Genomic DNA, 17519 nt, shown 5'->3' on the forward strand with positions numbered 1-17519 from the left:
CAGCTTGCCTACACCCCCGCGCGGGCCGACTGGCGCAGTCCCAGTTCGTCGATGATATCCAGGACCGCCACGACCCGCTTTGCGCTGTTCATCGGGAAGATGTGCACCCCGTGAACGTGGGGCCCGATCTCCCGCAGCAGCTCGGCGACGAGCCGCAGCCCCTCCTCCTCGCCCTTGCCCCGCATCCGCTCCAGGGCCCAGTCGGGGATGACGATGCCCGGCACGGTCCGGTTCAGCCGGTCGGCAAACTCATAGCTCTTCAGCGGCAGGATGCCGTAGAGGATCGGGATCTTCACCCGGCCCGCCAGCTTCGCCTGGAACCGCTCCAGCTGACGGGGGTCGTAAATGGGCTGGGTCTGCGCAAAGTGTGCCCCGGCCTCCACCTTCTGCTCGAGCCGGGAGACCTCGGCCTCCAGGTCCTCCGCCGCCGGATTGCAGGCGCAGCCGATGGCGAAGTCGGTGCCCTGCTCCAGGGCGCCACCCGCGAGCGTCTGCCCCCGGTTCAGCGTGGCCGCCAGCCGGATCAGCCCGATGGTGTCCACCTCGAACACGCCCCGGGCGCCGGGGTGGTCGCCCTGCTCCGGGTTGTCGCCGCGCAGGGCCAGGATGTTGCGGACCCCCAGCCCCGCCGCGCCCAGCAGTTCGGCCTGCAGGCCGATGACGTTGCGGTCCCGGGTGGTCAGGTGGAAGATGGCCTCCACCTGGCCGTCCCGCTGCAGCAGGTGGGCCAGGGTGATGGGGCTCATCCGCACGTTGGCCATCGGGCAGTCCGCCACGTTCACCGCATCGACCCGGTCGCCGAAGCGCCGTACCCGCTCCAATGTCTTCGTGACGCTCGCCCCCTTGGGCGGGTCGATCTCCACCGTGACGCAGAACGCGCCCTGCTGCAGCCTGTGCATCAAGCGGGCCATGGCGCTCCCTCCTTATCTCTTTAGACATAAAGAACCCTTCGAGAACGAAGGGTTCGCAGACAGCCGACTGCTGCGCACGCTTCATCTCTCGGACCTGACGTCCGCTGGACTTGGCACCGTTCTCCAGACCGGAGCGGTTGCCGTGGCATCATGGGGCCAGTCCCTCCGCCACTCTCGATGAATCGAGCGGGTATTGAATTGTTTGGGGACAGTATAGCAACCCCCACTCCCTAGGGCAAGCCCGCCAGGTTCGCGAGGCGCAGGGGATCCACCGGCTCGCCGCCCTGCCACAGCTCAAAGTGCAGGTGCGGGCCCGTCACCTGACCGGTCGCGCCGATGCGCCCCACCTCGTCGCCGCGCTGCAGCCGGTCGCCCTCCTCCACGGCGATCGCCGACAGGTGGGCGTAGACGCTGGCCAGCCCCCCACCGTGGTCCAGCACGACGACCTGCCCGTAAGCCGGGAGCTCTGCTGCGGCGATCACGACGCCGTCGAAGCACGCGACCGCAGCCGCCCCCTCGGGTGCGCCGATGTCGACGCCTGCGTGCAGCCGGAGCCGCTTCAGCACCGGGTGCAGCCGGAAGCCGTAGTCCGACGTGATCTCGGTGTGCCCGGGAGCCGGCCAGGCGAAAGGAGACTGCGGGGCGGGCGCCGCCGGATCCTGCCGGTCCCGGATCCAGCGGCCGATCGCCTGCACGTCCCGCCCAGGATCCACCGCCGCGGTCGGCAGCGCACCCCAGACGGTGAGTGGGAGAGCAAGCAACAGGAGCAGCGGAAGCAGCCATCTGCGACTGTACACCAGGGGTATCCTCCATCCAGCTTGATACCCCTACCGTACCGCAGGGACCTTGCTTCCTGTTCACCTATATCTTACGAGTTCCTTAAGGTTACAGAAGCCGGCATACCGCGGCGCCGCAGCCCGCCCCGCATCCCGCGCCAGGCGAACCCGCCGCCGTACGGGCGGGCGCACGCCAGAGACCTGGTATTGCCAATTCCGCCTCGTAACAATATTATGCTGTTATGTCACGCGGGTGCCACCGCCACGAAGGAGGTGCCACGATGAACCGCCGGTACCTGATCCTCTCCCCGATCCTCATCATCGCCGCCTGCCACGTCGCCGCCCGGGTTGCGCTGCGCGCGCTGGGCCCCTGGGGCTGGGCGCCGACGGTCCTGCTCTACTGGGGCCTCCTTGGGGGCGCCATCGCCCTGGGCCGTGAGCCCGGATCCCTGAGACGCTGGACCGCCCTCGCCCGCGGGGCCCGGGGCTGGACGGCGCTGGCCCTGCTCGTCGGCCTCATCCCCCTGCCGATCCTGCTGCAGAACCTGCACCTGCTGGCGGATCCCACCATCCTGGTCGCCTGGCTGCTGTTCGCCCTCATGAACCCGTGGTTCGAGGAGTTCTACTGGCGGGGGCTCCTGCTGGACGCGACCGCCCACTGGCCCGCGTGGGCCGGGGCGGCTTACTCCACTGCGCTCTTCGTGGCGTTTCACCCGCTGGTGGCCGGCGTCTTCTCGGTTGCCAACCGCGACGGGGCGGCCCTGGCCGCCCTCCTGCTCATGGGCGCCGCCTGGGCCGCCGCCTACCGCCGGACCGGGACGCTCCGGTGGGCCCTGGCGTCCCACGTCCTCGTCGACCTGGGCAACCTGGCGGTGCCGGTCTTCCTGGGGCTCTATATCCCTCCGCACCTGGGCTAGCCGGGCCCTGCAAGCCCCGCCGGCGCCCCCATCGGCAGCCGCACCTCGAAAACCGTGCGGTCAGTCTCGTTAATCGCCCGCACGGTGCCGCCATGCAGCGTGACGATGTTCTTCACGATGGCCAGCCCCAGCCCGGCGCCGCCGGTGCGGCCCGAGCGGGAGCGCTCGCCCCGGTAGAAGCTGTCGAAGATGTGCTCCAGCTGGTGCGCCGGAATCGGACTGCCCCGGTTTGCCACGCGCAGGAGCGCCGCCCGCTCGGCCCGGCGCACCTCCAGCTCCAGCTCCACCACCTTGCCCTCCCGCCCGTAGCGGATGGCGTTGGAGATCAGGTTCTCCAACACCCGCACCAGCAGGTCGGGGTCGGCGTGGATCGTCGCCCGCTCCTCCGGCAGCCGGAGCCGGTACTCCATGTCCGCCTCACGCAGCGCGGGCACGAACTCCTCCGCCACCTGCTCCAGCAGCTCCGCCGGGTTGATGGCCACCGGGCGGAGCACGATGCCCCCGTGGCTGGTGCGGGTGAACTCGAAGAGCTGGTCGATCAGCCGCTTGAGCTGCTTGGACTTCTCGTAGGCCATGTCCACGTAGTAGCGCAGCTCCACCTCATCGCGGTAGCGGTCCTCGTCGATGAGCTGCAGGTAGCCCAGCACCGAGGTGAGCGGCGTCCGCAAGTCGTGGGAGACGGCGGTGATGAGCTCGTACCGGGCCTGGTTCGCCTGCCGCTCCCGGACGAGGGAGAGCTTCACCTGTTCCGCCATGGCCGTCAGGTTCTGCCCCAGGATGCCCAGCTCATCAGCGCCCCGGGGCGGCAGCGTTACATCGTACTTGCCCTGCGCGACCTCGTTCGTCGCCCGGCTCAATGCCTCGATGTAGCGGATCATCGGCTGGCTGAGCAGCAGGTACCAGACGAAGAGCAGCACGACGGTGACCGCGAAGATTACCGGCCAGACGCCCACCGTGCTCGCCAGGAAATTCAACATGAAGTTGAGCGGCTGGAGCATGCTGCCCACCGTCGCCGCCATGAAGAGCAGCACGACGGTCGTGCCGACCGCCAGGACGCCGCTGGCCAAAAACGTCAGGACGATCTGCCAGCGAAGGCTCAGGGCGTTTCTAGCTCTCAATCTTGTAGCCAACCCCCCAGACGGTCCGGATGAGGGTGGGATGGCTGGGGTCGTCCTCGACCTTCTCCCGGAGCCGGCGGATGTGGACCATCACCGTGTTGTTGGACTGAAAGTAGCGCTCCTTCCAGACCCGCTCGAAGATCTCCTCCGAGCTGAAGACCCGCCCCGGGTGCGACGCCAGCAGCACCAGGATGTCGTACTCCGTGGGCGTGAGGGCGATCTCGCGCCCGTCTTTCGTAACGGACCGGCCCCGCTGGTCAATGCGAAGGCCGCCGACGGCGATGACCCCCGCCTCCCTGGCCATGGCTGACGCCGGGTTCAGGGCGAGGTACCGCCTGAGCTGCGCCTTCACCCGGGCCGTCAGCTCCAGCGGGTTGAACGGCTTGGTCAGGTAGTCGTCGGCGCCGGTCTTCAGGCCGAGGATCTTGTCCACGTCCTCCGACTTGGCGCTCAGCATCAGGATCGGCACGTTGCGCTCCCGCCGAATCGCCCGGCAGACCTCCAGGCCGTCCATGCCGGGCATCATGATGTCCAGCACCACCAGGTCGGGATCCTCCTCGGCCACGATGCGCAGGGCATCTGCGCCATTGTCGGCCTTGCGCACCCGGTAGCCCTCAGCGAGCAGGTGGATCTCAATCAGGTCGGCAATCGCCTGCTCGTCGTCCACCACCAGAATCAGCGGATCCGCCATCGACCGTCACCCCATCCTGCCTCCAGCCTACCGCCTGGTTCTTACAGCGGGCGCAACGTAAATCTTACGGCTTCCTTAAGATTTTCTCCCTGCCCTGCTCCAGCAGCTTCCGGGCGGCCTCGATCGGCTGGTTCTCAACGTAGTAGGCCACCGCGGCCTGCCCGAGGGCGTAGGTGCCCCAGTAGGCCACGCCGGCCGAGATCAGGGAGCCGCCGCCGGGCAGCAGCCACTTGGAGAGCCCCCGGGCCAGCTCGCGCAGGGCGAAGCCCGCGCCCACGTTCACCCCCAGGGCGCCGATGAACTCCAGGGCCGCCTCCCGCGAGAGCCGCCGCCCCGCCAGGTAGGCGATGCCGGTGACCATCAGCACCTGCATGCCCGTGAGGATGGGCATGTCTGCCAGGGGAATCGGCGTCGCCGCCAGGGCGCCGGCCGCCGAGGCGGTGGACTGGATGAGGGCCGCGGCGATCTTGGTCTGGGCCTGCCTGACCCCGGCCACCCGCCCCATGGTGAGCTGCGCCTCGCCGGGCAGGGTCTCCACCAGGTAGGTCACCAGCTCGTCGATCCCCCACCGGCGGTCCACCACCAGCTCGCCGTCCCGGTAGCGCATGTACGCGGAGGTGGCGAAGACCCGGATCGGCCGGTCCAACGCCCGCGCCATCCGCTCCGCCAGCTTCTCCCGGGCCAGCGCGATGTTGGCCTGCTTCTCCGGATCGTCGTACGGAGGCTCCGCCACGTCGGCCGGGGCCAGCAGGTCCACCTGGGTCAGCACGCCGATCACCGGCGGCTCGAACCCGTGCCGCCGGGAGATGGCCCCCCGCAGGGCGGCCACCCGCTCCAGGTCCTCGTTGATCCATACGTCGACGTCGGCCGCCTTGATCAGGAAGAGGATCGCGTCGGGGCAGCGGTCGCGCACCGCCTTCAGGTTCTCGGCCACCGCGTCTTCCTCGGTGGCGCCCTCCGGGCGTTCCCCCTCGCCCAGGCCGCGGGTGTCCAGCACCTCCAGCGACCCGTTCGGCCCCTCGTACTGGTACCAGGTGCCCGCCGTCGTGGTGGAGAGGACCGCACCGGTCTCGGCCAGGGGCTCGCCGAAGACGGCGTTGACCAGGCTGGACTTGCCCGAGCCCCGCCTGCCCACAAGGGCAATCCGGGGCGCTCTGGCATTGACGATGTATTGCTCAATGATGGCCAGTTCCGCCTCCAGGCTGTTCAGCACGGCCCGGGGCACGTGGCTGCGGATGAACTGCAGCACTTCTTTCAGTCGTTCGCGGTCGATCTGGTCCATCGGGGGCCTCCTTCTGCGACGGAATCTGTGTCGTCCCCGAAATTTCTTGGTTGAAACCCACGATCCCTGCCCGGATGCGGAAAGCCCGCCCGCAGCTGCACATGAAACGCATGCGAAACGCCCGGCCACAGCTGCACGTGGACGGTATGCGGAACGCCCGGCCCGCGACTGTACGCGGACCGGGCGCAGAGACGGCCCGAGCGGCAGCGCATGCAGGGGCGACGCGTGCCGGGACTGCGCTACTCGGCAAACCCCAGCAGCGCGTCGATCTCCTTCAGGTCCTCCTCCGGCAGCTTCACGCCGGCGGCCTTCACGTTCTCCACCACCTGCTCCGGGCGGCTGGCGCCGATCAGGGCCGAGGTCACCTCGGGCCGGCGCAGCACCCAGGCCAGGGCCAGCTGCGCCATGGTCAGCCCGTTCCGCTCGGCGATGGGTCGAAGCTGCTGGATGCGCTCCAGCAGTTCATTGTCCGAGAGGTAGCGGCGCTGCATGCCCTTGCCGAGCTCGGGATCGGCGCCCCGGCTGCCCTCAGGCAGCGGCATGCCCGGCTTGTACTTGCCGGTCAGCACGCCCTGGGCCAGGGGGGAGTACACGACCTGCCCGATGCCCTCCCGGGCGCAGATCGGCATGATCTCCTTCTCGATGCTCCGGTCCAGCATGTTGTACAGCGGCTGGCTCACCACCGGACGCCGCAGGTTCCGCTTGTCCACGATGGCGGCCGCGCGCTCGATCTGGGCCGCCGACCACATCGAGAAGCCGTAGTAGAGGATCTTCCCCTGGGCCACCAAGTCGTCAAAGGCCCGCAGGGTCTCCTCCAGGTCGGTGTCCGGATCGAAACGGTGTGCATAGTATATGTCGATATAGTCCAGCTTCATCGCCTTCAGGCTCATCTCGACCCGCTCGATGAGATGCTTGCGGGAGAGCCCCTGGTCGTAAGTGGAAGGGCCGACCTTCCAGAACACCTTGGAGGTCACGGTGTAGGTATGACGCGGAAATTCGCGGAGGGCCTCGCCCACGACCTCCTCGGCCTGGTGCGGCTCTGCTCCGTAGACCACGGCGCAGTCGAAGTGGTTGATGCCATGCTCGTAAGCTGTTCGGATGCAGGCCTTGGCGGCCTCCGCCTCCACCCGGGTGCCGTAGGTCAGCCAGCTGCCCAGGGAGATCTCGCTCAGCTTCAGGCCGCTCGATCCCAGTCGGCGGTACTCCATAGCTCGCACCACACCTTTCCCGTGGGATTTGTTTACAGGGCCATGCTCAGTATAACACAAGCCGGCCTATTCAATCTCCGGATCAGACGCGCATTTGGCCGGCCCTGGCTTGACGTTTTTCTCTTTATATCTTCAATATTGTTTAAGAGGGGTGAACGCGCGGCGGCACACCGGGGGGACAAGCAGTTGCGAAGGATGGGTGATGTATGAGCAAGAGCAACCCTTGGCAGATCGGTCGGCGCATCGCCGCCCTGCGGGCGGCGCACGGCGACTCGCTGCGTCAGGCCGCTGCCCGCACCGGCGTCAGCCACACGACCATCGGCCGGCTGGAATCCGGGCAAGCCAGCGCCAGCCTGAACTCAACCCTGCGCAAGATCGCGGACGGGTACGGTGTCACCGTGGAGTACCTGCTCACCGGCCGCGACCCGCACCGCGAGTTCGAGGGGGCCCTGCGCAGGCTTCCGCCCGAAGATCGGGGCCGCCTCTACTTCGCCTCACCGCTCACCCGCCTTCGCCTGGTGCTCCAATTTCTGATGTCCGAGTACCCCGCGGAGTTCCCCCCGGAAACCCTGGCCGACCGGCTCTCGCTCTCCGTCGAGGAGCTGCGCCGGCTGGCGGGCCCGGGCGACCTGGCGCTGACCGATGACCAGGTGGCGGCCATGGCCGAGCGGCTGGAGCAGCTCACCGCCATCCCCGCCCACTGGTTCATGGCCGGCTACGTCGGTCAGCTGACGGCCAGCATCCCGCCGGCGCGCCTGGCCGCCTACGCCCGGATCATCGAAAAGGCCGCCGCCGCCGGCATCCGGCCCGACGTGCTGGAGATGGCCATCGACCTGCTCATCCTGCAGCACGGCGAGCTGGCGGCAGATGGCCCGGCCGCCGCCAAACGTGACGGCTGAGGTGCGCAGAGGCCCCCGCATCCAAACACCACGGCTGAGGGGCGGACAGGCCCCCGCATCCAAACACCACGGCTGAGGGGCGGACAGACCGCCCGCATTCAAACGGAACATCTGCAGAACGGTGCGCCGCCCCAGTGCGGCGCATCAGCGCGCCAGCACGGCGGCAAAGCGCTCACGGGCCTCGGCGAAGACCGGCCGGTCCACGTCCATCCCCCGCCGGGGCGCGCCGGCGGGCTCCCGGGCCTTCTGCCGCTCCATCGCCGCGAGCAGCCGCTGGCCGCTCTCGGCCAGCAGGACCGCGGCCTCGCGATCGCCGGCCCCTTCGGCCGCGTCCATATAGGTGAGGTGAGCAGCGATCGCCTCAGCGTACGCCTCCGCCTCCCACGGCCAGAGCCGCACGTATTCGGCCCACGCCGCGGCCGCCTCGGCCCACCGTCCCTGCTTCCCCAGCTCCAGCGCGGCCAGCTGCGCGTACCAGGGCTCGTTGGGACCGAGCTCACGGGCCCGTGCCAGCGCGGCGAGCGCCTCGTGGCCCCGGCCCAGCTGCGAGAGGGCCGCTCCCCGCCAGGCGTGAGCCGCGTCATTCCACGGCGTGAGGGCAGCGGCCGCGCCCGCGTGCCGAAGGGCCGCCCCCGGCGCCCCCTGCCGGAGGCTGCGGGCAGCCAGCTCCGTCAGCCCGTCGCCGGCCCCCAGCAGGACCGCCCCGGCCAGGACAATGCCCGCCAGAAACACGGTCAGCGCCCGGGGCCAGGGAAGCCGGGGTTGCGCCCGCTGCCCACCGGACGGTTGGCCTGCCTGGCCCGGCGGGATGCCCTGCAGTCCCGTCCCCCCGGACGGATCGCCCGCAAGACCGAAGCCGAACCACAGCGGGAAGGCAAAGAGGGCGTAGCTCAGATCCCAGTCCACCAGCGCGTGTACGACCAGCGCCCCCAGGCCCCCGTGCAGAGCGGTTTGCGCCCAGCTCCAGCGCCGGGCGAAGCGCAGTCCCAGGAGAAAGCGCGCCGCGAGCAGCGCAAAGCCCGCCGCGCCGGCCCAGCCGAAAGAGAGTGCGATGTCCAGCAGGGCCGAGTGGACCTCGGCCGAGTAGTAACCGTAGCTGGCCGCCTGCAGGTGCAGGGCCGCCCACGCCCGGTAGCCCGCGCCCCAGGGCAGGTCCGCGGCCAGCGAGAGGCCGTCCCGCAGAAACGCCATCCGCTCGGCCGACGACGTGTCGGTCAGCGGCACGGTGGAGGCGCGGCCCCAGAGCCAGCCCCAGCCGGGGGCGGTCAGCAGGGCCGCCGCAACGGCCACCGCGAATCCCCGGCGCACGGCCCGCACATGTTGAAACTGTTCGCTCACAAGGACCGTCAATAGGGCGGGCAGAACCACGAGCCACAATCGGACTGCGTCGTGCGCCTCCACCTCCGGGACCGCCCAGACCGTTGCCGCCAGCGCCGCGCCAAGCACCCGTCCGGTCCGGGGCAGCGAGGCGAGCACAAGCGGCCGGGCCGCCCACCAGAGGAAGGCGGCCAGCAGCAGCGCGGCCAGCCAGACTCCCCGGGACCCCGAAAGCAGCAGCCCCAGGCCACATCCCAGGGCAAGCGCCGCGGCCCAGGTGCGGCCGGCGGCCAGATCGGGCAGCGATCCGGCCAGCCCCAGCAGCCCCAGCATGCCCACGGCGATGGGATATCCCAGGAACGAGGCCAGCCGGCCCGAGTGGTGCGGCGGGGTGAAGGAGATGAGCAGCAGGCCGCCGAAAGCCATGAGGGCGCCTGTCACCGCCCAGAAGCGGCTGAGCGCCGCCTCGGCTTCACCGGGCCGGCGCATCCGGCAGGCCCGGCCGGCCACCAGCGCGAGGATCCAGCCCAGGGCCACGACGGGCCCGTGCGCCGCGGCCCCGGCGGCCGCCGGGCGCGCGAGGCTGCCGGCGGCCCCGGCCAGCATCAGCAGCAGGGCCGCCCACTCGGTCCGCTCCAGCGCGACGGCCGGGGCAGCCAGGGCGAACAGCGCAGCCAGGGCCGCGGCCAGCATCTGCTGGCCGGGGGCGTAGAGGCCGTCCCAGAACGCGCCCGCCCCCAGGCCGATCAGAACGACCAACCCAAGAACGTCTCTTCTCACCATGCATTCTCCATTCGCCGCGGCGGCCCGCAACGCCTACGGCTCTACAAGAAACGGAGGGAGCGGTTTTGTACCAGCACGCTCATCGCCCCGAACCGCCCGCGCCCCGGAGCCTGCCTCGGTGGGCGGTGTGGGCCTTCGCGCCGGCCGCGCTGGCGCTGGGGCTGGTCGTCGGGGTCGCTGCCTCCGCCTACGGGCCGTGGGCCGCCCCCGCTGAGGAGATCGTGGTCCCCGCCCCACCGGAGCAGGAGCCCTCGGCGCCCGCCGACGCCCCGTCGCAGCCGTCCCCCTGGCAGGGTCCGGGCCCGGGCGACCCGTCCGATCCGGACGCGTCAACCGTCGCCGAAACCGCGGTCCTGCTGCCGCCTCCGGTGGACGACGCCACCTACACGGTGCCCGCCCCTTCAGCGGCCGGCCCGGCGGTGGCGGAGGTCAGGACCCTGGTCGAGGCCCGCACGGTGCTGGCGAGCGAGTTCAGCACGTTCACGGCCGGCGGGCGCGAGTGGTTTCACGTGGACTATCAGCTGGCCCGCGACATCAACTACGACACCATGCTGGTGGGCATCATCAAGATCGCCGAGTACAACAACTGGCTCACCGCGGCGCAGGACTACGAGGACGAGCTGACCCGCTGGCTCACCGCCGCAGCCCGGCGGGTGCGCGACGCCGCTGCCAGCGAGGGCTTCAAGCTGAGCTGGGCGCTGTTCGAGGTGGTGCCGGACAGGCCGTTCGGCTTCCTGGCCAGCGAGGTGACCCCGCTGCCCCGTGGGGAGGGCTACCTGGTCACCCGGCCGCTGGCCGCCGTCTCGGACTTCGCCGGCCCCAGCGTCACCATCGCCGCGTTCGTCGGCACCGGGACCGGCCCGGTCACGAACCCGAGCCCCGCCATGGTCTATGGCCCCGTGCTGCGGTTCGATCCCACCGACCTGTACCGTCCCCCGATGGCCCCGTCCCGCTGAGGCGGAGCTGCCCCGACCACAACGCCCCGGCACCCGGCAACCCGGGTCCGGGGCGTTCGACTTCCCGTCGGCCGCAGGTGCGCCGCGGCCGCGTGCGAACCTGCCGTCGCACCCTCCTCGTCCTAAGCATAGGGGCAGGGCACCGCCCCCCGCTTCCGGCAGGACCGGGCGGCCACAGCTGCAAGAGTACCCGCAACGAAGCGGCGAGGTGAAGCAAGAGAGATGACTAGGGATCAGAAGGGGGAGCAGTCTCCCGCGCAGGAGCGGGCGCGCCGCTTCCGCGTGGTGCGCCGCGTGCCGCGAAAGCGCATCGAGACGTGGTCGGAGCGGGAGCTCCGGGAACTGGAGGAGATGGGGGACGACGCCGACCGGGGCACGCCTGAACAGGACGCGGCGCTGCGCTCCGGCTGTATGTCCATGGTCTGGGTGGTGGGCTTCTTTTTTGTGGTGATGATCTTCTCCATCATCGCGACGATGATGATGCGCTGACGGACGCCCGCCAGCGCTCCAGGGAGGGGTTTCGTGCGAGGGGGACGGCGCGCGCAGCACATTCTTCTGTTCACACTGTTCCAGGTGATGCTGGGCTTCGGCATCATGGTCCCGATTCTGCCCTTCTTCGCGCGGGACCTGGGCGCCAGCTCCGTGCACATGGGGCTGCTGGTCACGGTGTGGGCAGGGGCCCAGTTCCTGTTTGCGCCGCTGTGGGGCACGCTCAGCGACCGGATCGGGCGGCGGCCCGTCCTGCTTTTGGGCCTCTTGGGCAACGCCCTGCACTTCGGCATGATCGCGCTCGCGCAGAACATCTGGCTGGCCCTGGGGGCCCGCTTTCTGGGCGGGGTGCTGTCAGCGGCCACCATCCCCACTGCCCAGGCGTACATCGCCGACACCACCCCCGCCGAGGAGCGGACCGGGCGCATGGCGCTGGTGGGCGTGGCCATCAACCTGGGGTTCATCGGCGGCCCCACGGCCGGCGGCATGCTGGCCGCGGCCGGTCTGAACTACCGGGAGGCGATTCTGGTGGCGGCGGCGGTGGCCGGCTTCAACTGGATCGTCGCACTCCTGGCGCTGCCCGAGCCGCCGCACCGCAGCCGCCGCGAGGGCCGCGAAAAGGGCTTTTCGGGCGTCCAGGCCGTGCGCATGGCCCTGGGCGGCCCCCACGCGCTGCTCTTCCTGCTGGCCTTCGCAGGCACTTTCGGCGGCTCCACCATGTTCTCGATGCTCGGCTACTTCCTGATGGACCGGCTCGGGGTCGACTCCGAGGCGGTCACCTCGCTGGCGTTCACCGTCCAGGGCCTCGCGGGCATCCTCTTTCAGGGGCTGCTGGTGAACTGGGCCAGCCGGCGCTTCGGCGATGAGCGGCCGGTGCGGTGGGCGCTCATCGCCGGCATGGCGGGCATGGCCGCCTTCATCGTGGCCCGCTCGCTGGGCGCCGTCTTCCTGGGCATGATCCTGATCACCCTGGCGATCTCGTTGATCCGCCCGTTGATCACGGCGCTCCTCTCCCGGCGCACCCGCATGGAGCAGGGCATCACCATGGGCATCCAGAGCGCGTTTGACGCCCTGGGGCGCACCGTCGCCCCGGCGTGGGCGGGCCTGGTCTACCTGTGGCAGGACTGGGCCCCCTTCGCCTCGGCCCTGGCGGTCTACCTGCTGTTCTACCTCTGGACCCGCCGGGCCTGGGGCGAGCCATCGCCGCACCCCAGCGCGGAGACGGCGTAACCGCGCGGCGGGCGGCTCCCAGCCCTCACAGGCAGGAGCCGCCCGCTGTCTCGTTTCTGCTTCAGTTGGAAGCGATGACCTCGTGGTCCACGTGCCGGGCGCCCTTGACCGCGCTGACCAGGTTGATGGCCACCCGCGCCCCGTCGCCGGCGGTGATGATGGTGTGCACGCTGACGCCGGCGCAGGTGCCGGCGGCCCAGAGGCCCTCGACCCTGGTCCGGCCCTCCCGGTCCACGGCGACGACCTCCTTGATGCGGGGCTCCGGCCCCTCGACGATCTCCGCCCCCGCCTGCCGGGCCAGCTCGCAGTTGGCGCCCAGGCAGAGGATCACCTGACGGGCCTCATAGGTCTCCCCGCCCTCGGTCTCCAGGCGGAACCCCTCGCCCTCGCGGCGGACGGCCGTCACCTTGGCCTTCACCAGGTTGGCCCCGGCGGTCTGGGCCTGCTGCTTGCCCAGGTCCACCAGATCGGGGCCCGACACCCCATCGGGGAAGCCCAGGTGGTTGGGAATCCAGGCACGGCGGGTCATGGACTGGTCGGCATCCAGGAGCAGCGTCTGCAGCCCGGCCCGGGCGGTGAACGTCGCAGCGCTCGCACCGGCGGGCCCTCCACCCACAATCGCGACATCGTACACTTCTGCATCCTCCTTTAGACCAATGTTCCATTTGTATGGACGATCATCGCCCCGCGATGGGAGCGGTTCAACCGACCAAAAGTTCGCCCGCCGTTGCCCGGCCACGAACCCCGCATCACCTGGACTTGCGGGGAAGCGGCTTCTCCATCTGATAGCGGGTGGTCTCGTAGCCCAGCGACCTGTAGAGCGACAGCGCGGCCTGGTTGGTGGCGGTCACCATGAGCATCACGGACTGGCACCCGCAGGACCGCAGGTGCTCCTCGCCGGCCTCCATCAACTGGCGGCCGACGCCCCGGCCCCGCGCCCGGGGGTGCACGTAAATGGCGCTCACCTCGCCCCGGCGGCGCCGGCTGAACTCCTGCTCCATGACCAGCCAGATGAAGCCGCACACACCGAGGCTGTCCTCGGCCACCAGCACCTTCTGGGAAGGGTCGCGGACCGCCGCCCGCAGCTGGCTGCGCCTGCGGGCCATGAACTCGACGTCCACGACGCACCCGGGGAAGTTCGTCTCGTAGAGTTCGGGCATGAAGGAGAGGAGCGCTCCGGTGTCCGTCACGTAGTCGAACGGGCGGATGCGGACCGCTGCCCCTTCGCTACCCTTCGCGGGGTTTGGTTCCCACATGAATCGCCACCGTCCCCAGCATCAGGAGCTGGTAATCCGTTTCCACGAAGCCGGCCTCCCGGAAGAGATCCTCCAGCTGGTCCGGGAAGGGGTAGTTGTCCAGCGACCGGGAGAGGTAGGTGTACGGGCGCATTTTGGCCTGGCGGCCCGCCTTCACCACGAACCAGTCGATGAGGGGCAGGAACGTCTTCCAGTACACAAAGAAGCCGAAGCGGATGACCCGGCTGAAGGGCTTGGCGGCCTCCAGGCAGATGAAGCGGCCGCCGGGCTTCAGGACGCGGTGGATCTCCGCCAGGGTCCGGGGAATCGATGCGACGTTGCGCATCGCCCAGCCCATGGTCACCCCGTCGAAGGTGTTGTCGGGAAACGGCAGGTCCATGGCGTTGCCGAGCTGCAGGGTGATGATGTCTTTATACGGCGAGGCCGCCACCCGGCGCCGGCCCACCTCCAGCATCCCCTCGGAGATGTCCACCCCGACGACCTTGCCGTCGGGGGCAACCTGCGCGGCGTCAAGAAGGGTCAGATCGCCGGTGCCGCAGGCCACGTCCAGGATGGTGTCGCCGGGCCGGAACTGGGTGTGGCCGACGAACTCCCGGTGCCACCGCTCCCACTGGCCGGCCGACATCACCTGGTTCATCGCGTCGTAGTTCTCCGCGATCTTGTCGAAGAGCTCGCGGACGTATTGCTCCTTCTCCTCCGGGGCCGGAGGCTGGTAGCCTGGGGCCATCAAAACGCCTCCTCAACTTGTGTACGTGGAACCTGTCTGCATCAACCTATCTGCATCAACGGTGCGGCTGCGCACCGCCGTTAGCGAACACCACCGCTGCTGCGGCTGCACAGCAGCAGGCGAACATCACCCCTGTTGCGGCTGCACAGCCGTAGGCGAACATTGCCGCCGTTGCGGCCGCACATCAGCAGGTGAACATTACCGCTGCTTCTCCGCCCACGGGCAGAGGAGTCGCTCCGCGACATCCAGCAGCACGTAGAAGCCAAAACCCATCAGCGCCATCGCCATGACGCCGGCGAACATCTTACCGTACGCGTGCATCGACCAGGTATCCCACACGAACGAACCCAGCCCCACCCGGGTGGCGTAGGTCTCGGCGAAGAACAGGACGGCCACGGCCGTGCCCGTGCTCAACCGGAGAGCGGTGAAGATCGCGGGCAGCGCGGCCGGCAGGATGACGTGCCGGTAGATCTGCCACTCGCTGCCGCCCAGCGACTGCACCGAGCGGATCAGCCCGCGCGGGACGTTGGCGGCGGCATCCTTCACCGTCACGAGGATCTGGAAGAAGATCACCAGCGTGATCAGGAAGATCTTCGATGTATCACCGATCCCCAGCACGACCATGATCACCGGCAGGAAGACCACCTTGGGCACCGGATAGGTCAGGTAGAGCAGCACCGACCCGATGGGGCCGCCCGCGCGGCCCAGATAGAGCCCAAGCGGCACCCCGACGGCCAGGGAGATCAGGGTTGAGGCGGCCACGCGGTAGGCCGAGATGAGGAAGTGCTCCACCAGCTCCCCGCCGGGCCCGACCCCCTTGATGAAGGCGCTGAGCGCCGCTCCCAGCCTGGGGAAGGCGGCGATGTCGAGCCAGATGGCCAGACCCTCCCACAGCAGGGCGAGGATCGCCAGGGAGATGGCGTAGTGATACCAGCGGTACTTAGGCACCGCCGTTCACCCCCTTCTCCAGGGCGTCGCGCACCTGGTTGACCATGCTGTGGAAGGCGGCGGCCCGCCGGTCGCCCACAGCGGGGTTTTCGAACAGGCCGACAACGCGCCCGGGGCGGGGCGAAAGCACCATGATCTGCTGGCCCAGGTAGACCGCCTCGGTGATGGAGTGGGTGACGAGCACCAGGCTGGTCTTCCGCTTGCGCCAGATAGCCAGCAGCAGGTCCTGCATCTCCTCCCGCGTGAGGGCGTCCAGCGCGGAGAAGGGCTCGTCCATGAGCAGGAGGTCGGGCCCCAGCGCCAGCGAGCGGGCGATGGCCACCCGCTGCTGCTGGCCGCCCGAGAGCTGGTGCGGCCAGCGGCTGGCCAGGTCGGCGATGCCCACCTCCCGCAGGGCCTGGTCCGCCCCGTCCGGCGGCAGCCGGCGGATGCGCAGGCCCAGCGCGGCGTTCTCACGAACGGTTTTCCAGGGAAGCAGCCCATAATCCTGCAGGATCAGCGCAGTTCCCGGGCGGCGGGGCTGTACCGGCGCCCCGTCCACCAGGAGCTCCCCGCCGGTGATGGGCATGAGCCCGGCGATGAGCCCCAGCAGAGTGGTCTTGCCGCAGCCGGAGGGCCCTACCACCGCCAGTGTTTCTCCCTGAGGCAGGTCAAAGGAGACGTCGCGTAACGCGACCGTCTCCCCATAAGCATAACTCACGTTGCGTGCTTTGATCATATTTGGCTCCTCCAACCGGGCGTCGGTGTCGCACACCGCGCCCGGCTCTCCTCGACGTTCCGTGCCTCCGCCCGGGGGTCGCCGGCACACGCCGTCCGGTGCTCCTGTAGGCGCCTCCACACAGGCGTCGCCCGCTCACATTCACGTCTGGAGGCTATGTCCGTCGTGCAGGGCGTTACTGCCCCTGAGGATAGAGCGTGGTGTTGACGATCTCCTCGTACGACACCGGCTTGGAGATGAACCCCTTCTCCAGCAGCCAGTCCACGACGTCCTCGACCTCAGCCCGGCCCGGAGCCTGTGCGGGCGAGAAGGTGATCACCTTCCAGGAGTCCTTGATCTCGGGCGGCAGGTTGGCCTCGGTGGCCAGCAGCTCCTTGTACGCCTCGGGATCCTCCTTGATGTCGATCACCGCCATGTTGTAGGCCACGAAAAAGCGCTTGATCGCGTCGGCCTTCTCCCGCACCGCGTCCTCCCGGAACACGATGACGGACTGCGAGTAGTTCCGCTTGGCCTCGGCGTCGTTCAGCACCACGGTGCCGCCCTTGGCCACCGCCAGGGAGAGCAGCGGTTCGGGAAGAGTGGCTGCCTTGATGGTGCCGTTGATCAGGTTTTCAAACCGCAGCGGGATCTGCGGGATGGAAATGGTCTTGATCTCCTCCGGGGCGAAGCCGTTCTCCAGCAGCAGCTTCTCGGTGACGTAGTGGATGATGGTGTTGGTCGCGATCGCGATCTCGACATCCTTCAGCTGCTCGGCCTTGGTGATGCCCGATCCGGGGGCGGAGATGATGGCGAACGGCCCCTCCTCGATGGTGGCCCCCAGGTTGATGGAGGTGATCTGCACCGGCGTGCCGTTGTCGTGCAGGGTCACGGCGCCCATGATGTCGGTGAGCGTGCCGTCGATCTGCCCGCTGGCCAGGGCGGCGTCACGCTCGGTGGCCGACTTGAACCGGACCAGTTCGACCTCGACGCCCTGCTGCCGGTAGTAGTCCTTGCTCTGAGCTACCCAGAAGGGCAGGCCGTCGATCGTCGGGATCTGCCCGATCTTCAGCGTGGCCACGGGCTCCGGCGCAGACGGCGTGGCAGGTTCTTTCTGGTATGCATCCTGCGGTCTCCCGCCGCAGCCCGCCAGTAGACCGATGGTGAGCACTGCGGCCAGAACCCGCACGAGGTTGGTTTTCATAGAGCTGTCGTCCTCCAATCGCCGCTGTAGGCAGTCTATCTTTGGATCCCTCAATATGGCTATAGCCAAAATCCTTACCCAATGTAGCAATGGGCTATACACGTGTCAACAAA

Annotated in this window: 18 protein-coding genes and 1 riboswitch; of the genes, 5 read left to right on the forward strand and 13 right to left on the reverse strand. The window is 69.2% G+C overall.

All coding sequences use genetic code 11. The features are described from left to right. Positions 1–8 precede the first annotated feature (8 nt). Complete coding sequence (locus ACZ45O_RS09570; protein WP_464852536.1) at positions 9–911, reverse strand: methylenetetrahydrofolate reductase; 903 nt, start codon at positions 909–911, stop codon at positions 9–11. A 78-nt stretch (positions 912–989) separates the two neighbouring features. Beyond that, positions 990–1095: riboswitch (SAM riboswitch) on the reverse strand. A 46-nt stretch (positions 1096–1141) separates the two neighbouring features. Next, positions 1142–1708 carry a M23 family metallopeptidase gene (locus ACZ45O_RS09575; RefSeq protein ID WP_464852538.1) on the reverse strand — a complete coding sequence of 189 codons (567 nt, stop codon included), beginning with the start codon at positions 1706–1708 and terminating at the stop codon, positions 1142–1144. A gap of 260 nt (positions 1709–1968) precedes the next feature. On the opposite strand from ACZ45O_RS09575, the gene ACZ45O_RS09580 reads away from it, so the two are divergent. Then, positions 1969–2604, forward strand: a complete 636-nt coding sequence (locus ACZ45O_RS09580) for a CPBP family glutamic-type intramembrane protease (protein WP_464852539.1) — start codon at positions 1969–1971, stop codon at positions 2602–2604. On the opposite strand, the gene ACZ45O_RS09585 is transcribed toward ACZ45O_RS09580, so the two are convergent. The 4 genes from ACZ45O_RS09585 to ACZ45O_RS09600 all read right to left on the reverse strand — a co-directional run bounded on the left by ACZ45O_RS09585 (position 2601) and on the right by ACZ45O_RS09600 (position 6903). Beyond that, the gene (locus ACZ45O_RS09585) at positions 2601–3722 is read right to left on the reverse strand and encodes a HAMP domain-containing sensor histidine kinase (RefSeq protein ID WP_464852541.1); all 1122 of its coding nucleotides are present in this window, start codon (positions 3720–3722) and stop codon (positions 2601–2603) included. The two genes, ACZ45O_RS09580 and ACZ45O_RS09585, sit on opposite strands and share 4 nt — an antisense overlap. After that, the gene (locus tag ACZ45O_RS09590; RefSeq protein ID WP_464852543.1) at positions 3712–4413 is read right to left on the reverse strand and encodes a response regulator; all 702 of its coding nucleotides are present in this window, start codon (positions 4411–4413) and stop codon (positions 3712–3714) included. Before ACZ45O_RS09590 ends, ACZ45O_RS09585 begins: the two co-directional genes overlap by 11 nt. A gap of 64 nt (positions 4414–4477) precedes the next feature. Further along, entirely contained in the window at positions 4478–5695 is a 1218-nt protein-coding gene (locus ACZ45O_RS09595) for a GTPase family protein (RefSeq protein WP_464852544.1), read from the reverse strand. Between the two features lie 239 nt (positions 5696–5934). After that, complete coding sequence (locus tag ACZ45O_RS09600; protein WP_464852545.1) at positions 5935–6903, reverse strand: aldo/keto reductase family protein; 969 nt, start codon at positions 6901–6903, stop codon at positions 5935–5937. Between the two features lie 206 nt (positions 6904–7109). On the opposite strand from ACZ45O_RS09600, the gene ACZ45O_RS09605 reads away from it, so the two are divergent. Continuing rightward, positions 7110–7802, forward strand: coding sequence for a helix-turn-helix domain-containing protein (locus tag ACZ45O_RS09605; RefSeq protein WP_464852546.1), 693 nt, complete (start codon positions 7110–7112; stop codon positions 7800–7802). A gap of 144 nt (positions 7803–7946) precedes the next feature. Here the strand turns inward: ACZ45O_RS09605 and ACZ45O_RS09610 are convergent, their stop codons facing one another. Next, positions 7947–9878, reverse strand: coding sequence for a hypothetical protein (locus ACZ45O_RS09610; protein WP_464852548.1), 1932 nt, complete (start codon positions 9876–9878; stop codon positions 7947–7949). A gap of 89 nt (positions 9879–9967) precedes the next feature. Here ACZ45O_RS09610 and ACZ45O_RS09615 point away from each other — a divergent pair, with 89 nt between their 5' ends. The 3 genes from ACZ45O_RS09615 (at position 9968) to ACZ45O_RS09625 (ending at position 12577) form a co-directional block, all read left to right on the forward strand. Continuing rightward, a complete protein-coding gene (locus ACZ45O_RS09615) occupies positions 9968–10858 on the forward strand; it encodes a hypothetical protein (protein WP_464852550.1) in 891 nt (296 codons plus the stop codon). Positions 10859–11080: 222 nt separating this feature from the next. Continuing rightward, positions 11081–11347, forward strand: a complete 267-nt coding sequence (locus tag ACZ45O_RS09620) for a hypothetical protein (RefSeq protein WP_464852552.1) — start codon at positions 11081–11083, stop codon at positions 11345–11347. A gap of 33 nt (positions 11348–11380) precedes the next feature. Then, the gene (locus ACZ45O_RS09625) at positions 11381–12577 is read left to right on the forward strand and encodes an MFS transporter (RefSeq protein WP_464852553.1); all 1197 of its coding nucleotides are present in this window, start codon (positions 11381–11383) and stop codon (positions 12575–12577) included. Between the two features lie 61 nt (positions 12578–12638). Here the strand turns inward: ACZ45O_RS09625 and ACZ45O_RS09630 are convergent, their stop codons facing one another. The 6 genes from ACZ45O_RS09630 to ACZ45O_RS09655 all read right to left on the reverse strand — a co-directional run bounded on the left by ACZ45O_RS09630 (position 12639) and on the right by ACZ45O_RS09655 (position 17406). Further along, positions 12639–13211, reverse strand: a complete 573-nt coding sequence (locus ACZ45O_RS09630; protein ID WP_464852554.1) for an NAD(P)/FAD-dependent oxidoreductase — start codon at positions 13209–13211, stop codon at positions 12639–12641. A 115-nt stretch (positions 13212–13326) separates the two neighbouring features. Continuing rightward, positions 13327–13833, reverse strand: a complete 507-nt coding sequence (locus ACZ45O_RS09635; RefSeq protein ID WP_464852556.1) for an N-acetyltransferase family protein — start codon at positions 13831–13833, stop codon at positions 13327–13329. Next, positions 13805–14560, reverse strand: coding sequence for a bifunctional demethylmenaquinone methyltransferase/2-methoxy-6-polyprenyl-1,4-benzoquinol methylase UbiE (gene ubiE / locus ACZ45O_RS09640; protein WP_464852558.1), 756 nt, complete (start codon positions 14558–14560; stop codon positions 13805–13807). Before ubiE ends, ACZ45O_RS09635 begins: the two co-directional genes overlap by 29 nt. 198 nt (positions 14561–14758) lie before the next feature. Next, entirely contained in the window at positions 14759–15508 is a 750-nt protein-coding gene (locus ACZ45O_RS09645) for an ABC transporter permease (protein WP_464852559.1), read from the reverse strand. Next, positions 15501–16226 (reverse strand): ABC transporter ATP-binding protein, encoded by a 726-nt coding sequence (locus tag ACZ45O_RS09650; protein WP_464852561.1) that lies wholly within the window; start codon positions 16224–16226, stop codon positions 15501–15503. The genes ACZ45O_RS09645 and ACZ45O_RS09650 overlap by 8 nt, the downstream gene beginning before the upstream one ends. Positions 16227–16401: 175 nt before the next feature. Continuing rightward, positions 16402–17406, reverse strand: a complete 1005-nt coding sequence (locus tag ACZ45O_RS09655; protein ID WP_464852563.1) for a MetQ/NlpA family ABC transporter substrate-binding protein — start codon at positions 17404–17406, stop codon at positions 16402–16404. Positions 17407–17519: the final 113 nt, after the last annotated feature.

It is taken from the genome of Symbiobacterium turbinis, from assembly GCF_055383075.1.

Bases quoted from the DNA above. Each gene is read 5' to 3' on its own strand.
- ACZ45O_RS09605 (WP_464852546.1), top strand. From the start codon at position 7,110: ATGAGCAAGAGCAACCCTTGGCAGATCGGTCGGCGCATCGCCGCCCTG.
- ACZ45O_RS09580 (WP_464852539.1), top strand. From the start codon at position 1,969: ATGAACCGCCGGTACCTGATCCTCTCCCCGATCCTCATCATCGCCGCC.
- ACZ45O_RS09620 (WP_464852552.1), top strand. From the start codon at position 11,081: ATGACTAGGGATCAGAAGGGGGAGCAGTCTCCCGCGCAGGAGCGGGCG.
- ACZ45O_RS09595 (WP_464852544.1), bottom strand. From the start codon at position 5,695: ATGGACCAGATCGACCGCGAACGACTGAAAGAAGTGCTGCAGTTCATC.
- ACZ45O_RS09600 (WP_464852545.1), bottom strand. From the start codon at position 6,903: ATGGAGTACCGCCGACTGGGATCGAGCGGCCTGAAGCTGAGCGAGATC.
- ACZ45O_RS09655 (WP_464852563.1), bottom strand. From the start codon at position 17,406: ATGAAAACCAACCTCGTGCGGGTTCTGGCCGCAGTGCTCACCATCGGT.
- ACZ45O_RS09635 (WP_464852556.1), bottom strand. From the start codon at position 13,833: ATGTGGGAACCAAACCCCGCGAAGGGTAGCGAAGGGGCAGCGGTCCGC.
- ubiE (WP_464852558.1), bottom strand. From the start codon at position 14,560: ATGGCCCCAGGCTACCAGCCTCCGGCCCCGGAGGAGAAGGAGCAATAC.
- ACZ45O_RS09570 (WP_464852536.1), bottom strand. From the start codon at position 911: ATGGCCCGCTTGATGCACAGGCTGCAGCAGGGCGCGTTCTGCGTCACG.
- ACZ45O_RS09650 (WP_464852561.1), bottom strand. From the start codon at position 16,226: ATGATCAAAGCACGCAACGTGAGTTATGCTTATGGGGAGACGGTCGCG.
- ACZ45O_RS09590 (WP_464852543.1), bottom strand. From the start codon at position 4,413: ATGGCGGATCCGCTGATTCTGGTGGTGGACGACGAGCAGGCGATTGCC.